This window comes from Methanobacterium formicicum, assembly GCF_029848115.1.
Taxonomy (GTDB): domain Archaea; phylum Methanobacteriota; class Methanobacteria; order Methanobacteriales; family Methanobacteriaceae; genus Methanobacterium; species Methanobacterium formicicum.
On sequence record NZ_JARVXG010000059.1, the window covers coordinates 46,021 to 67,053 of the forward strand.

A 21,033-nucleotide genomic window follows, 5' to 3' on the forward strand; every position below is an offset into this window, starting at 1 on the left:
TTTCCAGGTTAATTTTCCATTAGTCTTACTTTCAAACTGTCCAAGGACATTAAAACGTTTTAAAAATTCACTTTATTCAAGTTAGCTAAATACAAACCATTTTAGGGAATAAATATGAATATTAATGAGATTATTGGAATTTAAAAATTAAATAAGTAGTTAAATTTCATTAGTTTTTTAAACACCCTTCTTTTCCAGGATTTTTTCATGGACGGCCTTCATCAAAAGTGCGTCTTTTTCCAAAAAGGGAGTTTCACATATGATGGTGGCGTTCCATCCTCCATCCACCAGTACTTCCAGTAATGGCTCTAATGGAGGGCCGTATTCCATTTCCTGGAGAACATGGTGTTTTCTTTCACCAGCATCAGTGTATTCAATCCTGGTGAAGTGACAGTGGAGTGTTTCCGGGTTTTTTACCATTGCCCCCAGTTCATCCTCTAATTTACTCAGTATCCGGTGGTATTCATCAGCTCCCTTCACACAACCCCTTCCCCTGGCATGTACATGGGCAAAGTCTATGGTGGGAGCAAAGTGGGGGAAGGACCGGCAAATTTCAATGATTTCATCCAGACTACCCAGTTGAGACCTTTTTCCAGTGGTTTCCGGTGCAAAGGTGAATTTTTTTATTCCCAGGGAATCCAGTTTCTCCAAAAGATCATTAATGGCCCCCTTGCATCGCTGCAATGCCTCCTGGGGCGTGTATTTTGTGTAAAATCCCGGATGGAAAACAATACGATAAGCATCCATCCACTCTGCTGCCCGGGCTGACTGAATCAACCGTTCAATGGATCTTTCCAAGACATCATCCTTTTGCGCCGATAGGTTGATGTAATAGGGGCCGTGCATGGAAATCTTCACACGGTTATTTCGGGCATTTTCACCCAGTTTAAGACCGGATGGTTTCTGAATCTTCACCCCGTAGGTGGCCTGATATTCATAGGCATCTAAGCCCAGGCCACGGATGTAATCACAGACATCTACGGTTTGACCGTTAAATCCCAGGGGATTGCCTGCCGGGCCGAAATTTATCCTGTTTTTCATGGTATCCTTTAGAATAATAAAATGGTTAAATTTTTAAATAATTATGGGGTTTTATTTTATTTCAGACTCTTCCATGACCTCGACAAAGGCAATTAATGCTGCCACAGCTCCTTCAGAACAGGCCACCACCCATTGTTTGATTCCTCCGGTTATATCCCCTGCAGCGTATATTCCGGGAAGGTTAGTTCGCTGGTGCTTGTCAGTTACAATGTAACCTTCTTTGTCAAGTTCCACACCCGCACTCTGGGCTACTTTATTGAGGGGCTCTTCTCCCACAGCAATGAATACCCCATCAGTTGGTAAATCCTTCTTTTCTTGGGTTTTACGGTTTAGGATGGATACACTGTTGACTACCCCTTCACCATTTATCCCTTCCACCACCGAATCCCATATCACCGGGATTTCGTGTTCTTTTAATTTGTTCTGAAGGTATTTTTCAGCCCGCAGCTCGTCTCTTCGGTGTATGATGGTTACATCGCAATCCAGGTCATTTAAATAAATTGCTTCCTGAACTGCAGCATTTCCTCCACCCACCACCACTACACTTTTTTCCTTGAACAGGGGTCCGTCACAGGTGGCACAATAAGAGACTCCTCGACCCAGGAATTCATACTCACCCGGCACATTCAGCCGTCTGTGATGACTTCCGGTGGATATTATTACTGACTTGGCCCGATATTCTCCCTGAGAGGTGATGAGGGAAATATCACCAGGACTATTTTCCCTAATTTCCTTAACTTCTTCCATGTTCCTTATGGGGATGTGTTTTTCCACCTGTTTTCTCATCTTCTCCAGGAGTTCTTTCCCCGATGTCACCTCAAAACCAGGATAATTCTCCATCAAGGGTACCATGTAACCGGAACCTGCTCCAGTCATTCTTTCCAGAATTACTGCATTCATTCCCTGCCTTCCAGCATATATTCCTGCAGTTAAGCCCGCCGGTCCTCCGCCAATGATAACCAGATCGTATTCTTCCATTTGAAAACACCCTCTACAGATATTTCTGTATCTCTTCCTTCAATAATTTGTTCACTAATTTACCATCGGCTTTTCCCTTGAGCTGTTTCATGGCCATCCCCATCAAGGAGCCCATAGCACCCATTTTCCGTTCCTCAATCAGGTTTTCATGGGAAGATACCAGTTCCACGATTATGTCCCTGACATTTTCCTCAGAAAGCATCAAAAGGTTTAAATTACTGGCAGATTCTTCGGGAGTCCAGTCTTCCTTTAAAACTCCAACCAGTACATCGGAAACCGCATCCTTGGATATTTTGCCATGGTTCAGTAACTGGAATGTTCCCTTCAAATGGCTGCCCGGGAGGTTATCCACATCCAAACCTTCTCTTCTGAGTTCTTTAAGAGTGTAAGCCAGTAATGAAGCTACAGTTGTGGGTTCAACCCCACATTCAGCCACTATTTCCTCGAACTGTTCCACCCGATCCTGGCGCACTAGCTGATGTGCTAAATCTTCACTCAAGTTGTATTCAGTTATTATACGAGCCTCCTTTTCTTTGGGAAGTTCAGGTAAATTGTTCTTAACATGTTCCCGGAGCTCGGAAGCTACCACCTGAGTGGGGATATCTGTTTCCACGTACATCCGGCTGGCCGTAGGCAGTGGCCTTAAATACTCGGTATTGGCATCATCCAGGGCCTTCCGAGTCTCCTCGGGAACACCATCAACAGCCATTCTGGCCCTTCGTTGAACCTCTTCCAGGGCATTTTGAGCCTTCTCTGCTTCATCAGCCACCAGTATAAAGGCATCGTCGGGACCAATCTGTAAAAAGGTGTTTATGTTTTCCACTTCCTGAGAGGTTATTCCATAGGCCGGAAGTTCATCCGTGTGGAATATACCGGCCACACCCATTTTTTTGGCATAACCAGCCAGTTCTGTTCCGAATCTTCTACCAGGCTGCAATTCTTTACCAATCAAACCTTTATAACCATTCAATTTAATGGCTAAAACTTTTCCACCCTTTTTAATGGCCTTAGAAATGATTTTCGATTCAGTATCCTTTAATAGCTTATTTAGGTCATGTATTTCTTCTTCAACTGTGGCTTCCCTTTTCACCAGTTCATCCCTGATTTTCAGGAGGCGGAGCTGTCTTAGGACTTCATTTTCCACCAGTTGTTCCATGGAATCCAGGTCCTGAACTCCTTTCACTTCAACCCGGGCACCTTCCCTGATGGATATGTTGAGATCCTGGCGTATGGTTCCCAGACCCCTTTTCACCCGGGTACTGCGCAGTACCTGGCCGATCTGATAGGCCACCTCCCTTACCTGTTGGGGATGGTTCATGGACGGATCGGTGGTTATCTCTAAAAGAGGTATTCCCAACCGGTCCAGACGGAATTCCACCTTCCCCTTCCGCTGTCCCATTCTCCGGGCAGCATCTTCTTCCAGACAGAGATTTTCAATTACCACCCGACCGTAAGGAGTATCCATATATCCCTGAATTGCCAGTAACCCTGTTCTCTGAAATCCTCCCGTGTTACTGCCGTCAATCACCTGTTTTCGCATGGTGTGGAATTCATCCACCACCTGCATGTTGAGTAGGGTGGCAATTATAAGTCCTATCTCCAGTGCTTCCTGGTTCAGAGGATGCGGTGGTTCATCATCAGTCTCCACCAGACAGGTATGGTAAGGATAAGCATCATAGAGGAAGGTGAGTTCACGGCGTGACTCTTCAAAGGCCGCCCGATCGATTTTACCCAGTTCACTCTGGGTGGGCCTTAAATATCTTAAAACCCTGTATTCTGGTTTTTTATCGGTAAGTTCGCATTCACAGGGGCAGAACAGTTTTTGAGCTGTGTTAAGTTGCTGGTGTATTTCCAAACCCATCATAAGGCCCAGTTCTTCGTAATCAATATTTTTATCCATTTAAATCACCATGACTCCATCCTATTCCCCATAGTCCCTTAAAAAGTATTTTGAGGAGGATTTTTCATCCATTTCTCCCTTCAGGTTAGTTTCCATGATCTGTTTAACCTCTTGGTATTGGCTGGTCTGTCCTAATGCCCATACCAGTTTAACATAGGCAGTTTCGGGCAGCATGTCCCCCACCGGTATAACACCAGAAGATAGGAGTTTACGACCGGTACTGTAAACATTAAGGTTGGTGCGGCCATAGAGGCACTGGGAAGTCATGACCACCGGAATATTTTCATCAGCGGCCCTCTGTAATGAGGGTATCAGGTGATCTGGACAGTGCCCCAGACCAGTTCCTTCCATTAAGATACCTTTGTAGCCTTTATCGATATAGTAGTCCAGTAGTTCGGCGGCTATTCCCGGATAGCTTTTTATAAAGCCCACCTTCTCTTCCAGTGTGTCGTTGATTTCCAGCTGGCATTCTCCTCTCTGGTGGTAGGAGAATTGTTTATCAATGATTTTCACCTTCCCATCCTTTACTTTGGCCAGTGGGGGGCTGTTAATACTGTTGAAGGTGTCCCTACGGCTGGTGTGCATTTTACGCACCCGGGTTCCCCGGTGGATGTGGACCTCATTATCGTTTTCTGTGGCGTGCATGCAGACGGTGACCTCGGCTATGTCTGATTTGGCCACAGCCACCGAGCTCATCAAGTTTAAGAATGCATCAGATGATGGTCGATCCGAACTTCTCTGGGCACCGGTGATTACAATGGGCACCGGTGATTCCAGGATGAAACTCAAGGCAGCAGCAGTGTAGTGCATGGTGTCTGTTCCATGGGCGACTACCACTCCATCAGCTCCCTGGTTTATTTCATCCGCCACCGAGCGTGCGGCCTGGACCCAGAACTCTGGTTTCATGTTTTCACTGAGGATGTTCATTATGGCCTTTCCACTGATGTTGGCCTCATCCAACAGCTCCGGAGTGGCCCTCAAGAGGTCATCCGCGGTGAATGCCGGGTGCACTGCCCCGGTTTTGTAGTCAATGATGGAGGCCACTGTTCCTCCGGTGGATATAATGGATACATCCATTTTTTCCGGGTCTTTCTCGATTTCCAGGGGAGGTAAATTTATTTCCGGTTTTTCTCCCCTTTCCAGGAGTTCAACTTCTGCCTGGTCAATGGCGATACCCACATTGTATCCGCTGTCCATTTTAAGTACAACGTGTAGTTCGTCAGCATCTTCAGCCCGGTCCAGAAGCATGCCCCGGTATTCTACATCATCCTTTTTTACGCAGATAATATCTCCAATAGAAATGTTTTGTGACTCTAAAAACTGTTTAGCTCTTCCACGATAGCTCATAGCATCCCTCATAATCTCAGTATAATCTAATTCTCAGTATAAATTTAGAAAAATTTGACAAATAAATGTAATTTGACAAATTAAATTAAGTCATACACTTGTATATGATTTAGGGTTAATTCAATCTATCTCCCTTCCTTCATAAATTATCCACCACTAACACTAATTCACTCTATCTATGCCTAATCACTAAGTAACATGCAATGATATAAAAAAAATAAAGGGTAATTGAAGGATAATTTTAGGTTTATTTTTAAAATTAATTTAATATAAAGGGCATGACTAGAAAAAAGGAATTATAAAGTGTTTCTGGATTTAAATTGGACATATCTCGAAATTTTAAGACCATTAAAGTCCTCTTAATTCCTTTTCCGGACCAGTTATACAGAATAGATCATTTTTAAGTTCCAGTTCCTCGGTTACTTCACATTCCTGGCAGATACAATCATCTTCTTCCAGTTTACACTTGGATAGTCCCAGAATGCAGTACAGTCCTTCGTAATTTTTCTCGGCACACTGGTTGTACATGGGGCAGTCCGGACAGATACAGAGATCACCCATTTCATCTAAAAGTTTTTTCCCTATTTCCTCATCAGACAGACCTTCAGAAGCCAATTCTCCCATTTTTTCCTCGAATTTGTCCATTTAATAATCCTCCAGATATTATTAATTGAGATACTCTGGTTAATTTCTCATCAATCCAATTTTATATCTATTCCCACTGGGCAGTGGTCCGAGCCCATTACATCGGAGAGTATGAAGGAAGATTCAATGTTATCCATGAATTCCTGGTTTACAAAGAAGTAATCCAATCTCCATCCAACGTTTCGGTCCCGGGCACGGGTTCGGTAACTCCACCAGGTGTAGTTATCAGCATCCTGGTTGAATTCCCGGAAGGTGTCCACGTAACCATGGCTGAGGAATCGGTCAATCCATTCCCGTTCAATGGGTAGGAATCCTGATATTTTTTCGTTTTCTTTAGGGCGGGCTAAATCTATTTCTTTGTGGGCGGTGTTCACATCCCCGCAGACTACGATGTTACGTCCTTCTTCCTTAAGAGCATCGGCGTAGTCAAGGAAGGAGTCGTAAAAGTCCATTTTATACTGGAGCCTTTCCGGGGACATCTTTCCGTTGGGGAAGTAGATGTTAAAAAGAACGAAATCCCCGTAGTCAGTTATGAGTGTGCGGCCTTCATTATCGAAGTTGGGGATACCCAGGCCTTTTTGTACTTTTTCCGGTTTTAGGGCGGTGTAAGTGGCCACACCACTGTATCCCTTGCGTTCTGCTTCTGAGGTATAGAGATCATATCCTTCCACATTCCGGATATTGGCTGGAAACTGTTTGTAAGTGGCTTTAGTTTCCTGGATACACAGTATATCGGGTTTACTCTCCATAAACCAGTCTTTAAATCCTTTACGATGCACAGCCCGGATTCCATTAACATTCCATGAAAGTATTCTGATTTTCCGCAAAATTTCCACCTCTAACCTTAAGACTAAGTTGAATTTAATTTTAGAGTTCAATTTTTATAATTATTTTTTTTATAAATATTCCCGCGATTACCATCTTCCTCTGATATCTCACTCTAATTAGAATTCTAAACTACCATTCTATGATTTAAATCATCTTTTACTTTCCACCAGGGCCCGTAGTTTATCTTTGTCCAGTTTCCTCTGGTAGAGGGGTGTTTTTTCATCCTGGTAAACCGTAAGGTTTTCTTCAAAGGTACTCTTATCAGAGTTCTGGTAGAATATTCCCAGGGGGTACTCTCCGGTTTCCGTGGCCCTCTGGAAGGCCAAATTTCTGTCGTGGGAGTCATGGTCATCTTCTAAGTAATAGGTGTGTTCCCGGAACCAGTCCCGGGTGTTAACCTTGTTAAACGAAACACATGGTTGGAATATGTCCACCAAGGCATAGCCTTTATGTTTTATGGCGGCTTTAAAGATTTCAATGGATTGTTTACGGTCCCCACTAAACGCTCTGGCCACAAAGGAGGCATCAAGAGCTATGGCCACTGCCAGGGGATTGAATGGTTCCAGGAATACCCCATCTACCTGTAATGGTGTGTTGAAGTCCCTCTGGCTGGTGGGTGATGCCTGTCCCTTGGTGAGGCCGTAGACCATGTTGTTGTGCACCAGGTTGGTGATGTCCGGATTACGGCGTATGGTATGCATGAAGTGGTTTCCCCCCTCCCCGTACATGCAACCATCACCACTGACATCAATAACTGTTAAATCCGGATTAGCTGCCTTTATAGCAGTTGCCGGAGATAGTGACCGGCCATGAAGTCCATTGAATACATTTCCTTTAATATAATGAGGAAGTTTACCCGCCTGTCCAATACCCGATACGAAAACCAGGTTTTCTGGTTGTATTTCCAGTTCAGCCAGGGTGGCTTTGAGGCTGCGTAGTATGGATAGATTACCACAACCCGGACACCAGGCCACATCCGCATCCGGCAGGTCGAAATCCCTTGGTTTCATCTATAACACCTCCCCTGAAGTCTTACCATGACCACCCGAGCCACTATCTTCGATTCCCATGAACTGCCGGAGTCTTTTTTCCACTTCCTCCACAGAGAAGGGCATTCCATTGTATTTTAAGTATTTTTCCTGTATTTCCAAGCCAGTTTCCAGTTGGATGAGGTTGGCCATCTGGCCCTGGGCATTGTTCTCCATGATAATCACATCTTCTGCCTTCTCCAGATAGTCGGTAACACTACTGTGCAGAGGATAAACCTGTTTTAAATGAAGGAAACTGGTCTCCCCAGAATCAGGGTTTAAACCTTTTTTGCTGATATTTTCCAGTGCCTCCCTTATGGGCCAGTAGGTAGAACCCCATCCCAGTACCAAGTTCTCATAGTCTTCTGATCCCACCAGTTCAGGGGCCAAGGCATCTTTTTTGATATGTTCCATCTTTTTAAGCCTTTTATCTACCATCTGTGTCCTTATTTCAAGGTTTTCCGTGATGTGACCCTCTTCATCATGTTCATCGGAATCTAATATCACCAGGCCCTCCCCATATCCTGGTATTCCTCGGGGTGTGACCCCATCATGGGTGATCAGGTATCTTCTATAGTCAGGAGTGGTTTTAATGAGGTAATCTTCGTTTTCCACTTCTTCCAGTGGCAGTGAGGGTATGTTATAGTAACAATCGGCAAAATACTGATCAGACAGTATAAATACGGGTATTTGATATTTATCTGCCAGGTTGAAGGCCCGCTGAGATAAAGTGAAGGCATCTTCCAGTTTCCCCGGGGCAAATATGATCCGGGGAAATTCACCTGTCCCGGAGTAAAGGGCTAAATTTAGGTCTTCCTGGCTGGTCCTAGTGGGTAATCCCACTGCGGGGCCGGGTCTTTGACCGAGATAGATGACCACCGGTGTTTCGGTCATTCCAGCCAGTCCTACTCCCTCTTCCATCAGGGCAAATCCACTTCCCGAGGTGGCCACCATACTCCGTGCTCCGGCATAGGATGCACCCAGTGCCATGTTGATGGCGGCTATTTCATCCTCGGCCTGTTCGTATACCAGTTCAAAGTCGTGTGCATTACCGGCCAGGAAGGCCTGGAGCGGGGTGGAGGGAGTCATGGGATAGGATGACATAAATTTACATCCCCCAGCCAAACAACCCATTCCTGCAGCATCAGTACCACTCAAGAGGAGTTCATCACGTACCGTGGAATGAGCCTCCAACGAGAGCTTAACCTGGTTTTCTTCAGATTCCATCAAACCTTTACCGAGGGTGTATCCTGCTTCTCCTGCTTTTAAATCGTTCTGAAGTATTTCCGGACCTTTACGGGCAAACATATCACTGATCAATCCATCAAAAATCTCCTTGGGAATATCTAACAGGCAGGATAGTGCTCCGGCAGCAATGACATTAGCGTATATGAGCCCGCCAATATCTTCAGCAGTTTCCATAAGTGGAATCTCAATAAAATTAGTATTTAAAGTGGGTAAATTATTTTCAGATTCTCGTGCAGACTTAATATGCTCTGGGTCCCCTATAATTACCGTTTTTGGAGAAATTCTGTCTTTAAGATGATCTATAGCTCCGTAGCTCAGTGCCAGTAAGATATCGATGCGGTCCACATAAGAGGCAACCCGGTCTGATGAGATTCTTATTTGGGTGGAGTTTTCACCTCCCCTGACCCGGGACATGTATTCTTTGGTGGAAAAGATATGATATCCCGTCTGTTTAACTGCCTGGGCCAGTACTGCCTCTACTGTCTGGATTCCCTGGCCGGCTTCACCACAGAGAACAATGGAAATATCTTCTTCTTTTAAAAAAACAGGCATTATTTACCCCCTTGAAAATTATCCCTGTATTACTCCTATTTAATTTACTTAAATTACACTACTCTAAGGTTTTATTTATTTAATTACACTACTGGTTTTATTTATTCTAATATTATGTTCAGCAATTTACTTAAAATTTGAGTAATCACGAATTTCTTAAGTTCGGGAAAATAATAAATAAATGAGTCAAAGGGATTAATTAATAAAATATAATCTCTTAAAATCCTGTAAAACGAATTAAAATAAATTAAAATAGCCAGATACTTTGAAAAAATAGATAGAAGGGGAATGACATTGTTCCCCTAGTTTTATGGTTATTTTTTAAGGTTATCCCGTGCCCATTGGGCACCGGCTTCCAGTATTTCCAGGTTGGCGGGTATCAGTTGGGGTTTCCGGCGGAAAGTGTGCTCCACTGCTTCGGTGAAAACATGTGGGGGAAGTCCGGTTAATCCCAGTTCCATTATAACTCCCAGCATGGCAGTGTTAGCCGCTCTTTTAACACCGTGGTCCTTGGCTATTTTCCGGGCGGGTATGGCCAGGGTTCGGAGTCCTTCAGGAGATTCGAATTCACCGATACTGCTTTCGTAGATGATGAGTCCACCTTCCCTTACTTTGGATGCAAATTTTTCCAGTGAAGGCTGGTTAAGGGCCACCAGACCATCGGAAGTTTGCATCACCGGGGAACCAATTGGTTCTCCAGATACGATCACCGTGCAGTCCGAGGTTCCACCCCTCTGTTCTGGTCCGTAGGAAGGGTACCAGGAGACGTGTCTCTGGTCATTACAGGCTGCCTGGGCCAGAGTTAGTCCCATGCTTAAAACGCCCTGACCTCCGAATCCGGCTATTCGAACCACCTTTCGGGGGAAAGATGGATCGTTGCGAGCTTCCCAGGAAGTATCCTTTTGAACTTCGAATATTTCTTCCAGTGCACCTTGTGAAAAGTCACTCTGGGCCCGGCACAGGGGTTCTACTTCGTTTCTTCGGTCTCGGAAATTTTTAAGGGGGAATTCTTTGGCCATTTCATCATTGATGAAATTTTCAGTGGCCTGGGCATCCATCCGGAGATTGGTGGGGCAGGGGGAGAGCACCTCCACAAAGGCGTATCCTTTACCATCTCTCTGGACTTCCAGAGCTTTTTTCACCGCTCTTTTGGCTCGGCGTATGTTTCGAGGGTCGGAAACTGAAACACGTTCAATGAACACTGGAGCATCTAGGTTGTCCAGTAATTCCGCCATGTGCATGGGATAACCCATGTAACGGGGGTCACGTCCTGTGGGACAAGTTACGGTGACTTCTCCCACCAGGGTGGTGGGGGCCATCTGTCCACCGGTCATTCCGTAGACCGTGTTGTTTACAAAGAAAACCGCCATTTTTTCCCCACGATTGGCAGCCTGGATGGTTTCGTTTAATCCTATGGAGGCCAGGTCTCCATCTCCCTGGTAGAGCATTACCACGGCATTCTCTTCCACCCGGGATAGTCCAGTTCCCACTGCTGGTGCTCGGCCGTGGGCTACCTGTACATGTCCGCAGTCAAAGTAGTAGTAGGCGAAAACTGCACATCCCACTGGACTGGTCATTACTGCCCTGTCCTGTATGCCCAGTTCGTCCAGGGCTTCTCCTATGAGTTTGTGCAGTATTCCATGACCACAGCCCGGACAGTAGTGGGTGGCAGTAGGTGCGCTTCCTCCTTTACGAGGGAATTCATCCAGCATGGATTCTGGTTTTTTGAGGATCTTTTCCTCCATCTCTGTAACCTCCTCTTGAACCAGTTTCTTATCAGCGTTCATAGCTTATCACCTGCCATTTCATGGATCTTGTCTACTATGCTCTTTTGATCGATGATGTTCCCACCCATACGGTTGACCAGTTCCACTGGACGCTGGCAGCCAATGGCCAGGTTGATGTCTTCCTTCATCTGTCCGTTACTCATCTCCACTGCTAAGAACTGGCAATCCTTACTGGTGGATAGTTCTCTTAATGGTTTTTCTGGGAAGGGGAACAATGTTTTTAGGCGGAATAATCCGGCTTTTATGCCTTCGGCCCGGACCATGTCCACTGCTGAACGAGCCACACGGCTGCTTATTCCGTAGGCCACCAGGATTATCTGAGCATCATCCAACAGGTACTCCTCGTAGTCCACCTCGTTTTCACGGATGGTCTGGTACTTTTCCTGTATACGGTAGTTGAAGTCTTCCAGCTGGTTAAAATCCAGGAATATACTGGTTACCAGGTTTCCCATTGTTTCCTGGTTTCCACGGACAGCCCAGGACTCATCATAGGTTGGTTCGATGGCTTCCTCCGGGAACTGGAGTCGTTCCACCATCTGTCCCAGTACTCCGTCGGCCAGCACCACCACGGGGTTTCGGTACTTTTCTGCCAGTTCAAAGGCCTTGATGGTGAAATCGCACATTTCCTGAACTGAATTGGGAGCCAGGACAATGTTATGGTAGTTACCATGGCCTCCGCCCTTAACTATCTGGTTGTAGTCACCCTGTTCCGGTCCGATGTTTCCCAGGCCAGGTCCGGCACGCATGATGTCCACTATGACACAAGGGAGTTCTGCTCCTGCCAGGAAAGACATTCCTTCCTGCATGAGGCTGATTCCTGGCCCTGAAGAGGCAGTTATAACTCGGTGGCCCGCTGCGGCTGCCCCATAAACCATGTTTATGGAAGCTTCTTCTGATTCTGCCTGGACGAATTTCCGTCCCACTTTAGGGAAATACAGGGAGGCTTCGTGCAATATTTCCGAGGCAGGAGTGATGGGGTATCCAAAGAAACCATCACAACCAGCGTACATGGCCCCGATAATAACAGCTGTGTTGCCTTTGATTAGCTGAATGGTCATTTCTATTCCTCCTCATCCCCTTTGATCTGTTTTTTGATTCTCTTTCTCCGAGGTATGTGAACTTCCACGGCCAGTGGTTCAGGACAGGTGTAATAACAGTCCCCACAGCCAGTGCATCCCTTTCCAGTGTACTCGGCATAATGGTAACCACGCTCGTTAATGTCTTCACTCATCTTGAGGACACCGGCGCGGCAGGCGAGGATGCAACGTTCACATGCTTTACATTCCAGTTCATTGAATACTGGATATGGTTCTTTTTTATGGCTCTTCATGATTCATATCATCCCATTAATCTTGAATAGTATTTTTATCTTTTTAAACGATAATCTAAGTATTATATGGAATAAAAAAACTACAAATCGGGTTAATTTTAAAAAATGGTATTATCGCTCCATTTTTAAATGTAACCCGTATACTTTATTAATTACTGATTTTCATCCTTTTCCCTGATTTCCACCCTTCGGATTTTTCCACTGATGGTCTTGGGTAGTTCATCCACAAATTCAATAACCCGTGGATACTTGTAGGGTGCGGTTACCTTTTTAACATGGTTCTGGATTTCTTTTTCCAGTTCAGGGGATGGTTCATAATCACCAGTCAACACTATGGTGGCCTTTACCACCTGCCCCCTGACAGGGTGAGGTACTCCAGTTATAGCACATTCCAGGACTGAGGGGTGAGATATAACTGCACTTTCAACTTCAAATGGACCTATACGGTACCCTGAGCTTTTAATCATGTCATCGTTTCGCCCCACGAACCAGAGGTAGCCATCTTCGTCTTTCCAGGCAGTGTCTCCAGTATGGTAGTATCCGTCATACCAGGCTGCATCGGTTTTTTCCGGGTCCTTGAAATATCCTCCAAAGAGGCCTGGTGGTTTTCCATCAGCGGTTTTTACTGTGATTTCTCCCTCTTCCCCTACATCGCACTCTTTTCCTTCGGGGTTCATGATCTGGATGTTGTATCCCGGGGATGGTTTTCCCATTGATCCGGGGCGGGGTGCCATCCAGGGGAAATTGGCGATGCAAACCACCAGTTCAGTCTGGCCGAAACCTTCCATCAGTTTTAATCCGGTGAACTCGTAGAATTTATTGTAAACTTCAGGATTCAAGGGTTCTCCGGCAGTAACTGCATATTCTAGGGTGGAGAAATTGTACTGTGAAAGGTCTTCCTTTATGAGGAAGCGATAGATGGTTGGTGGGGCGCAAAATGTGGTTACCCCGTGGTGGGATGCCTTGTCCAACATTTTTGCCGCGTTAAATCTTTCGTAGTCATAGACGAATACTGCTGTGCCTGAAATCCACTGCCCGTATATCTGGCCCCACATAGCCTTGGCCCAGCCAGTATCAGCCACAGTGTAGTGCAGTCCGTCTTCCACAACGTTCTGCCAGTATTTAGCAGTTATTATATGGCCCAGGGGATAAGTGTGGTGGTGCATTACCATTTTAGGCAGACCGGTTGTTCCGGATGAGAAATAGATCAACGATATGTCCTGGTCACCGGCAGCTTCATCACCGGTTGGTCTCTGGAATTCAGGGGAGGCTTTTTCAAGTTCTTGGGAGAAGTTAAACCAGCCGTCTCTATCTTCATCACCTACCAGTGCCTTTAGAAGAGGAGTGTCTCCCAGTTTCTGGTGGGCTTCGTCAAAACATTCCGGTACTCCGTCCTCGCCTATGCACACCACCATTTTGATACCGGCATTTTTTATACGGTACACAATATCCCTTGCTTTCAGCATGTGGGTGGCGGGGATGGTTATGGCCCCTAATTTATGTAATGCCAGAATACAGAACCAGAAATGGTAACGGCTTTTAAGAGTGAGCATTACCCGGTCTCCCTTCTTCACACCTTGTTGGGCGAAGAAGTTGGCTGCCCGGTCAGAATACTCTTTCATATCGCTAAATGTGAATATTTTTTCAGTATCATCGTTGCACCATACTAGGGCCACTTTTTCCGGGTAGAGGCGGGCGTATTCATCCACCACATCGTAGGCGAAGTTGAAGTTTTCCGGGGTCTTTATCCGGAAATTATCCTTAAAATCTGGATAAGATTCAAAATCAACCTGTGAAACGAATTTTTCAAGTAAAGATGACATTTTTATCACCAGTTATAATCTTGTATTATTAATTTTTAGATTTTTTTGAGTTAGGAGTGTTAATTTCAAGAACTGAATGTGTTTTGCAGTTAGAAACCATTTTCTCATACAATTTAACAATATTTACATTACAATGGCCAGGAATTTGGCTGTTTTGTTTTCCAGGGCTTCCATGGCGTGTTCATAAGAGGAATCGAAGAATATGGAATCTCCTTCGTGTAGAATTATCTCGTTATCGTGTATGTAAATTTTTAGGACACCCTCTAGCATGTAGTTAAATTCCTGTCCAGGGTGGCTGTTGGTTGATGGTTTGTATCCTTCACCTTTGGGTTCCACAGTAACGATGAAGGGTTCTGCTTTTTTGTGTATGAACTTTTCTGCCAGATTTTCGTACTGGTACTGTTTTCTACGACCTACTTCTACTCCTTTCCCTTTTCTGGTAACGCTGAAAATGTGCATCCTGGTTTCTTCACCAGTCAATAACAGGCCCATGTCTACTTCCATTTTCTGGGAGATTTCGAAGAGAATGCTAGCCGGGATATCTTTTTTCCCATCTTCATATTCCTGGTAGGTTTCCAGGGGAATTTTCAGGTGATCCGCCATTCCCTGAGCACTGATGTCTGAGAGCTCCCTAAGTTCTTTAATTCTCAGGCCAATTTCTTTCATCTTCTCATTCATAATTAAAACCTCACTAGGTTGGGTAAGCTTTTAAATGAAGCCTTTGGCTGGTTGCCAATGGTATTAAAACTAATAGGGGATTTATTCTAATTCATTCTATTAAAGATATATCTGTCCTAACCAGTATAAACATTTACACTCATTTTATAATGATTGTTAATGACAATTTTAATTGTGCTAGTATATATAAATTACTGGGTGCCCAGGGGTTCTTCCGATCCACAGGAACCAGTTAAATTAACATGGCATGAACCCTAATTATTAACAGGTAAGGGAATTAATCTCTACATTACCTATAATACAAAGAGAAAATAGGATTAAGGGGGATGAATATGGAACTTAACCTGAAAATTGTTAAATTGGAAGCACCAGAAGATTGTAATCTAATTTTAGGGCAGAGTCATTTCATTAAAACTGTGGATGATCTTTACGAAGCCGTGGTGAACACCGTACCCCAGGCAGAGTTTGGTCTTGCCTTTGGGGAAGCATCCGGGGATTGCCTGGTGAGGACAGCTGGGAACAATGAAGGGCTAGAAAATCGGGCAGGGGAAAAAATGTTGGAACTGGGTTGCGGCCATAGTTTTCTGATATTCCTGGCCAAGGCCTTCCCCCTAAATCTCACCCAGAGAATCAAGAGCGTACCCGAAGTGGTTAATCTTTTCTGTGCCACTGCCAATCCCGTAGAAGTACTGGTGGTAGAGACTGAACAGGGAAGGGGAATTGTTGGAGTGGTAGATGGTTTCAAGCCCACAAGTATAGAAACTGAAGATGATGTGGCCGGGAGGAGGAAGTTCCTTCGGGATATTGGTTACAAATTATAAAAACCCACCCCCTATTCCCCCTCCTTTTGTTAATCATCGGAGTATCTACCATAATAAACATCCCCCAGCTTGATTTTAATTTTTACAAGATAAATATGAGAGAAACAACCTATTCTGGTAACAGTGGTATTCCCAGTATAATCTTTAAATTTTATATCCTGCTAAAAACAACTATAATATAGCATAAACCAGTTAGGGGGTTTAAAAAACATGGCAAAAATCGCTTTTTATCGGGTTAGTGGTAGTAAAAAGAAAGATAAATTAATAGAAGTGGATGATAAGTACATAGGACTCCAGAACCGGAGAGAAGGGGCCTTAATTGTTAAGTTTAGAGGTCCTGAAGATGATTTAATGGAAATACATGATTTTTTCGATGCACTGGATGATGCCGAATCCGTACCGGTGGATATTGATAGCACCGGACCAGTAGAATATTATTTTCGGGGAATTTCACCCCTCAGCGATGAAACCGATGAAGGCTTTCCCATAAAAACCTTCGATGTAACTCTGCAATTGCGCCGGGAAATACTTTAGATACCCCATCTTCCTCAAATATTTTTTTATTTAATCCCTTTTTTTCAAATTCTCCGACAACACCAACCCTAACCGAATTTAAGAGTTTAAAGTATTAAGGAAGAACAATCCTAAGGAACAACAATCCACGTTAAGGCTTATTTAAGCATTTCCGCATTTTTCTGGAATATGGCCGGAATTTCTTCCGGATTTTCAAATACATTGGTGCTGTTCATTTTTGACAGGTTTTCCACGTGTTCTGCATCTTCTTTGGTTATGGTTAGCTCCAGATCCTTACCATTGGGGAGTTTAGTGGTGACAATACCCTCCCGGAAGTCAGTGGGCATGATGTAAAGGGGGGTGTTTGTTTTCTGACCCATTATGGCGGCGTTGGTGAGCAGGGTGTCAGCAATACGCAGCGAAATCTTGGCTACAGTGTTGGATGTGGCCGGGGCCACCAAGAGGAAGGCGTATCTTCCCAGCTGAATTTGTCCGGCCAGGAATGGAGCATTAGAATTAATTTCCGTCCATGTTTTGTCGAATTTAGTTTCCAGAGTGTTGGAAAGGTTGTAGTACTTTAAAACCTGGTCTCCTGCCTTGGAAATGAAGACCCTAATGTCAAATTGTCGGTGGTATTCATCACGCATCTGCTGCATGATCTCCACAGTTTCCACCAGTTTTTCACCGCTCCCGGTAATCCCCCAGGCAATTTTTCTTTTTTTGTTCATGAACATATTTTTGTTATAAATTCATAATTTATTTTTCTGTTTACCCGTGGAAAACATCTATGGTAAAAATCAATTCAATTACAACCCCTTCAATTACAATCCCCAAGGCATAAATATTAAAATCATCAAGAATAAACTAAATTAAAATCATCAAACACTGGAAAAAGTTGATTATAGAGAGATAAAACGATAATAATAAATATTAACCCCTTTAATCAGTGATTCAAGGCCATTTAATATGATAAAATAAATTTTGGTGGTGTTAAAATAACTGATAAAAAAATCATCAAAGAGAACACTCTTACCCCCGGAAAATCCCCGGAAAATTCTGATTCCCAAAATAAAGAACAAACAGAGAAGATCGAAACCTGCTATACCTGTGGTAAAAAGTTTGATATGAATAAGGATGATGGTAGTCGTTACCGTTACGGGAAATTCCCCCTGTGCGCCTATTGCGCTGAATTTTACGGCTTTTACTTCGATGATCCTGGACAAAAAAGAAGGGAATGAATTTAAAAAAGATTTAAGATTTGAAAAGATTTAGGAAAGAATAATATTAAAAACCAGTGGTTATTCCTATTAATTTCCTAAATGCTTATTAACCAGGGATATGCCCCATTCTGCCATTTTAGTGGCATCATCAATATTTTTAGCTTCGGCAAAGCATCGGAAGATAGGTTCAGTTCCCGAGGGCCGGATGATGAGCCATCCTTCTTCCCGGAATATCTTTACCCCATCCGTGGTGTCCACCTTATATTCCTGGGTGTCTTCCGCTATTTTATCCATTATTTCCTGTTTACGGTCATCAGGACATTCTACTTTCATTTTAACCGATTGGTAAGCAGGTAACTCTGAAACTAACTGAGAAAGTGGTTTCTGAGAGGTGGCCATGATTTCCACAATTTTGGCGGTGGATAATGCAGCATCTCTTCCTAAAACGAAGTCCGGGAATATAAGTCCACCGTTTTCTTCACCACCAAATAATCCGTCGCTTTCTTTAAGTTCTCGGGCTACCAGAAGGTCACCCACACGGGTGGCCTTTACTGTTCCCCCGTATTCTTCGGCTATGTCATAGATAGCCGTGGAAGTGGCCACAGTGGTTACTATGAGTCCTCCCTGGTTTTCCTGAAGTAACTGTTTTTCCACCAGGGCAAAGGTTTTATCCCCCATTACAAAGTTTCCTTTCTCATCGATACAGATGGTACGGTCGGCATCACCATCATGGGCGATTCCCAGGTCGGCACCAGTTGCTTTCACCGTCTTGATGAGTTCCTGCAGGTTGTCCTCAGTTGGTTCTGGATTTCTACCCGGGAAGGAACCATCGGGCTGGCAGTTGAGGGTGGTGACTTCACATCCCAGTTTGCGCAGGATGTAGGGCGTGGTGAAACAGGCTGCTCCACTACCACAGTCCACTATCACCTTTAAATTGGCCTTTTTAATGGCATCGTAGTCCACCCTCTGTATTACTTCATCGATGTACTCGTCAACCAGGCCAGGATTGGTGGTTACCTCACCTATTTCATCCCATTCCACCCGGTCCGGGTTTTCATTGAAGTACATGTCCTCTATTTTAAGTTCCATGTCCAGAGCTATGCCTATCCCGTCCTCATCCACGAATTTGATTCCATTGTACTGTGGTGGGTTGTGGGAGGCGGTGATTATCACTCCACCATCGTAGTAGTTTCGTACGGCGTACTGCACTGCTGGTGTGGGTAGTATCCCCAGATCAACTACCTGACATCCTGATGAAAGGAGTCCGGAAATAACTGCATGTTTTATGAGAGGAGTGGATGTTCGGGGGTCTCCACCTACTGCTACCCATCCCTTGACCAGTGTACCGTATGCTGCGGCCAGTTTGGATGCGAATTCTGGTGTTAACACTTGATTGGCAATTCTTCTAACCCCAAATGTTCCAAATAACTTTTTCATTTAATAACACTTCCTGTGAATCTTCATTCATGAATTAACTCATGTACCAATGTACAGACATAAATCAGAATCTATCTAGAGTATGGCAATTTTAGTTAGATATCTACCCGCCAGACTTTATAATCTTTGTTCTGGTAAACCATAGTGAAATAACTGGGATGAGGTATGGGGGACTGTTCCACAAAGTATTCAATGTTATCTCTCTTAAGATCTTCAGGGGAGTAAGCTCCACTGTAGTAAAGGTTCCGATCAAGGCTCTTAACCATGCCCGGCTGGTAACCTCCGGTAGAAACTGGTTGTCGTGATATGGAAACAATCACCGGATCCAGGCCTTCAGTGAGGGACATCACCACTCCCTTCCCATCACCATGGGCTGCAAACCATTGGGCCACATCCCTTTGAGAATCATGAACCATGGGTTTAACCGATAAAGCACAGAACAATCCGGAACAAACTGAAGATGCAATTAAAAGAACTATCAGTACTTTATACGCATTATGGTAAACTGATTTTTTGGATTTGACCGAATAGATGTACTCCATTCCCAGAGAAGCCATAATGACCACGGGAAAGACAGCAAAATTTAGTATCCTATCAATGAGGATGGAGAATCCCAGTAGATAAGCATTGCTTACTATTAACAGGAAAAGTACCCACACCCCAATTAAAATATTCTTAGGGGATAGTTTTTTATACCATTTTCCATTACTGTCCTTTTCTAATTCTTTAAACCCAATAACTATCCACAAAATGGCAAATATCAGTGCAGGTAATCCCAGGGTCTTAACCAGAATAAAAATATAATCTAAAACGCCAGGTAGCCTTGGTTGTGGGTTGTGGAAAGTGAAACCATATGCCATCAGTAGGGGCAACCACCACAAAGCCGCTACCAGGAGAGTGAATCCCAAAAACACCCATAATGACCGGTATTCCATATTATCCCTTCTTAACTTAAGGGCCAGTGTGAAAAGCAGGACCACACCCAGCATTACCAGGCCAGTCAGATCATGGGTTAACATCATCATCCCGCTGAGAATACCACCTGAAACCGCGAATTTTAAACCATCACCTTCCAGTGCACGATAGTAAAGGTAAATCGCCAGGGGAAATAGAATTAAGGCCATGGTTTCTGGTAGGGGTAACATGGCCCGGTGAAAGACTGAAGTGAAAAACAGAAAGAACCCGGCAGTTAACGCCACCCGCAGGTTGTATAATTTTTCCACCACGTAAGTGAATGATAAAACCAGGGAAAATGCAAAAATGGGCTGTATCCATCGGGATACTTGAAAAGGATCCACTTTAAACAGTATAGCTAGGGAAGCGAGGAGATAATGGAAAAGTGGGGGATAGAAAATTGGTCGTCCAAAGGGGGCGTAGGTTAAGGGATCCCATAAGGTGAACCCCTGGGCCATGTAAAGCTTGGCCAGATGGACATGGTAATAAATATCCCAGCTTAAGGGCCATTGATAATTTAAGGTAGGGATAAAAGCTAGAAATAATGCTAATATTGCCGGGATCAATAGCAAAAATGATTTATTACGGGTTAAATTGGAGTATTCCATAAACACACCTATTGAAGTTAAGATTAAATAGTTATTATTTACCTTGATGATTTAAATAGGTACCCAGTTCATTAATTTAAACAATTTTTACTAATAAGGTTATACGTATCGCACAGTCCAAAATAAAATGTTTTTAACCATTAGAATCCACTATTAATCCCGGTCAGCTGGAAAAAGACAGGAAAATGAGGGGTGTACTGAATGGGAAAAAGAATAACCAAAAAAATAGACACACTCCTAATTTAAATATTAAATAAAAGTACTTAAATTCATAATAAAGAATGTTATCGATGAT

Annotated in this window: 18 protein-coding genes; 2 read left to right on the forward strand and 16 right to left on the reverse strand. The window is 44.0% G+C overall.

Features of this window, described 5'->3' with window-relative positions; all coding sequences use genetic code 11:
* Nucleotides 1-177: 177 nt before the first annotated feature.
* The 13 genes from QC759_RS11440 to QC759_RS11500 form a co-directional block, all read right to left on the reverse strand.
* On the reverse strand, nt 178-1,041 hold the full coding sequence (locus QC759_RS11440) for a TIM barrel protein (RefSeq protein ID WP_048073033.1): 864 nt from the start codon (nt 1,039-1,041) through the stop codon (nt 178-180).
* 51 nt (nt 1,042-1,092) lie between these two features.
* The gene (gene trxB, locus QC759_RS11445; RefSeq protein ID WP_048073032.1) at nt 1,093-2,019 is read right to left on the reverse strand and encodes a thioredoxin-disulfide reductase; all 927 of its coding nucleotides are present in this window, start codon (nt 2,017-2,019) and stop codon (nt 1,093-1,095) included.
* A 13-nt stretch (nt 2,020-2,032) separates the two neighbouring features.
* The gene (gatE, locus tag QC759_RS11450) at nt 2,033-3,907 is read right to left on the reverse strand and encodes a Glu-tRNA(Gln) amidotransferase subunit GatE (RefSeq protein WP_048073894.1); all 1,875 of its coding nucleotides are present in this window, start codon (nt 3,905-3,907) and stop codon (nt 2,033-2,035) included.
* Nucleotides 3,908-3,940: 33 nt separating this feature from the next.
* Nucleotides 3,941-5,266 (reverse strand): Glu-tRNA(Gln) amidotransferase subunit GatD, encoded by a 1,326-nt coding sequence (gene gatD / locus QC759_RS11455; RefSeq protein ID WP_048073031.1) that lies wholly within the window; start codon nt 5,264-5,266, stop codon nt 3,941-3,943.
* Between the two features lie 348 nt (nt 5,267-5,614).
* Nucleotides 5,615-5,911, reverse strand: a complete 297-nt coding sequence (locus QC759_RS11460) for a DUF2769 domain-containing protein (protein WP_048073030.1) — start codon at nt 5,909-5,911, stop codon at nt 5,615-5,617.
* 50 nt (nt 5,912-5,961) lie between these two features.
* Nucleotides 5,962-6,738 (reverse strand): exodeoxyribonuclease III, encoded by a 777-nt coding sequence (xth, locus tag QC759_RS11465; protein WP_048073029.1) that lies wholly within the window; start codon nt 6,736-6,738, stop codon nt 5,962-5,964.
* Nucleotides 6,739-6,888: 150 nt separating this feature from the next.
* Nucleotides 6,889-7,749: a thiamine pyrophosphate-dependent enzyme gene (locus QC759_RS11470; RefSeq protein ID WP_048073028.1), complete on the reverse strand. Its 861-nt coding sequence runs from the start codon at nt 7,747-7,749 to the stop codon at nt 6,889-6,891.
* On the reverse strand, nt 7,750-9,567 hold the full coding sequence (locus QC759_RS11475; RefSeq protein WP_048073027.1) for a 2-oxoacid:acceptor oxidoreductase subunit alpha: 1,818 nt from the start codon (nt 9,565-9,567) through the stop codon (nt 7,750-7,752).
* 314 nt (nt 9,568-9,881) lie between these two features.
* A complete protein-coding gene (locus QC759_RS11480; RefSeq protein WP_048073026.1) occupies nt 9,882-11,354 on the reverse strand; it encodes a 2-oxoacid:acceptor oxidoreductase family protein in 1,473 nt (490 codons plus the stop codon).
* Nucleotides 11,351-12,412 (reverse strand): 3-methyl-2-oxobutanoate dehydrogenase subunit VorB, encoded by a 1,062-nt coding sequence (locus tag QC759_RS11485; protein WP_048073025.1) that lies wholly within the window; start codon nt 12,410-12,412, stop codon nt 11,351-11,353. Before QC759_RS11485 ends, QC759_RS11480 begins: the two co-directional genes overlap by 4 nt.
* Before the next feature lie 2 nt (nt 12,413-12,414).
* Nucleotides 12,415-12,684 carry a 4Fe-4S dicluster domain-containing protein gene (locus QC759_RS11490; protein WP_048073024.1) on the reverse strand — a complete coding sequence of 90 codons (270 nt, stop codon included), beginning with the start codon at nt 12,682-12,684 and terminating at the stop codon, nt 12,415-12,417.
* A 152-nt stretch (nt 12,685-12,836) separates the two neighbouring features.
* A complete protein-coding gene (locus tag QC759_RS11495; protein WP_048073023.1) occupies nt 12,837-14,507 on the reverse strand; it encodes an AMP-binding protein in 1,671 nt (556 codons plus the stop codon).
* 123 nt (nt 14,508-14,630) lie between these two features.
* Nucleotides 14,631-15,185, reverse strand: a complete 555-nt coding sequence (locus QC759_RS11500) for a helix-turn-helix domain-containing protein (RefSeq protein ID WP_048073022.1) — start codon at nt 15,183-15,185, stop codon at nt 14,631-14,633.
* A gap of 332 nt (nt 15,186-15,517) precedes the next feature.
* Between QC759_RS11500 and QC759_RS11505 the strand changes: the two genes are divergently transcribed.
* Complete coding sequence (locus QC759_RS11505) at nt 15,518-16,006, forward strand: adenosine-specific kinase (RefSeq protein WP_048073021.1); 489 nt, start codon at nt 15,518-15,520, stop codon at nt 16,004-16,006.
* 210 nt (nt 16,007-16,216) lie between these two features.
* The gene (locus tag QC759_RS11510; RefSeq protein WP_048073020.1) at nt 16,217-16,540 is read left to right on the forward strand and encodes a hypothetical protein; all 324 of its coding nucleotides are present in this window, start codon (nt 16,217-16,219) and stop codon (nt 16,538-16,540) included.
* Nucleotides 16,541-16,677: 137 nt separating this feature from the next.
* Here the strand turns inward: QC759_RS11510 and afpA are convergent, their stop codons facing one another.
* The 3 genes from afpA to QC759_RS11525 all read right to left on the reverse strand — a co-directional run bounded on the left by afpA (nt 16,678) and on the right by QC759_RS11525 (nt 20,738).
* Nucleotides 16,678-17,247, reverse strand: a complete 570-nt coding sequence (gene afpA, locus QC759_RS11515) for an archaeoflavoprotein AfpA (protein WP_048073893.1) — start codon at nt 17,245-17,247, stop codon at nt 16,678-16,680.
* A 579-nt stretch (nt 17,248-17,826) separates the two neighbouring features.
* A complete protein-coding gene (gene glmM / locus QC759_RS11520; protein ID WP_048073019.1) occupies nt 17,827-19,176 on the reverse strand; it encodes a phosphoglucosamine mutase in 1,350 nt (449 codons plus the stop codon).
* Nucleotides 19,177-19,271: 95 nt separating this feature from the next.
* Entirely contained in the window at nt 19,272-20,738 is a 1,467-nt protein-coding gene (locus tag QC759_RS11525) for a glycosyltransferase family 39 protein (RefSeq protein ID WP_048073018.1), read from the reverse strand.
* Between the last annotated feature and the right edge of the window lie 295 nt (nt 20,739-21,033).

What these genes read in the sequence shown, in the direction of transcription:
- QC759_RS11440 (WP_048073033.1), bottom strand. Translation starts at nt 1,041, where the DNA reads ATGAAAAACAGGATAAATTTCGGCCCGGCAGGCAATCCCCTGGGATTT.
- trxB (WP_048073032.1), bottom strand. Translation starts at nt 2,019, where the DNA reads ATGGAAGAATACGATCTGGTTATCATTGGCGGAGGACCGGCGGGCTTA.
- gatD (WP_048073031.1), bottom strand. Translation starts at nt 5,266, where the DNA reads ATGAGCTATCGTGGAAGAGCTAAACAGTTTTTAGAGTCACAAAACATT.
- QC759_RS11460 (WP_048073030.1), bottom strand. Translation starts at nt 5,911, where the DNA reads ATGGACAAATTCGAGGAAAAAATGGGAGAATTGGCTTCTGAAGGTCTG.
- QC759_RS11470 (WP_048073028.1), bottom strand. Translation starts at nt 7,749, where the DNA reads ATGAAACCAAGGGATTTCGACCTGCCGGATGCGGATGTGGCCTGGTGT.
- QC759_RS11475 (WP_048073027.1), bottom strand. Translation starts at nt 9,567, where the DNA reads ATGCCTGTTTTTTTAAAAGAAGAAGATATTTCCATTGTTCTCTGTGGT.
- QC759_RS11480 (WP_048073026.1), bottom strand. Translation starts at nt 11,354, where the DNA reads ATGAACGCTGATAAGAAACTGGTTCAAGAGGAGGTTACAGAGATGGAG.
- QC759_RS11485 (WP_048073025.1), bottom strand. Translation starts at nt 12,412, where the DNA reads ATGACCATTCAGCTAATCAAAGGCAACACAGCTGTTATTATCGGGGCC.
- QC759_RS11490 (WP_048073024.1), bottom strand. Translation starts at nt 12,684, where the DNA reads ATGAAGAGCCATAAAAAAGAACCATATCCAGTATTCAATGAACTGGAA.
- QC759_RS11495 (WP_048073023.1), bottom strand. Translation starts at nt 14,507, where the DNA reads ATGTCATCTTTACTTGAAAAATTCGTTTCACAGGTTGATTTTGAATCT.
- QC759_RS11500 (WP_048073022.1), bottom strand. Translation starts at nt 15,185, where the DNA reads ATGAATGAGAAGATGAAAGAAATTGGCCTGAGAATTAAAGAACTTAGG.
- QC759_RS11505 (WP_048073021.1), top strand. Translation starts at nt 15,518, where the DNA reads ATGGAACTTAACCTGAAAATTGTTAAATTGGAAGCACCAGAAGATTGT.
- QC759_RS11510 (WP_048073020.1), top strand. Translation starts at nt 16,217, where the DNA reads ATGGCAAAAATCGCTTTTTATCGGGTTAGTGGTAGTAAAAAGAAAGAT.
- afpA (WP_048073893.1), bottom strand. Translation starts at nt 17,247, where the DNA reads ATGAACAAAAAAAGAAAAATTGCCTGGGGGATTACCGGGAGCGGTGAA.
- glmM (WP_048073019.1), bottom strand. Translation starts at nt 19,176, where the DNA reads ATGAAAAAGTTATTTGGAACATTTGGGGTTAGAAGAATTGCCAATCAA.
- QC759_RS11525 (WP_048073018.1), bottom strand. Translation starts at nt 20,738, where the DNA reads ATGGAATACTCCAATTTAACCCGTAATAAATCATTTTTGCTATTGATC.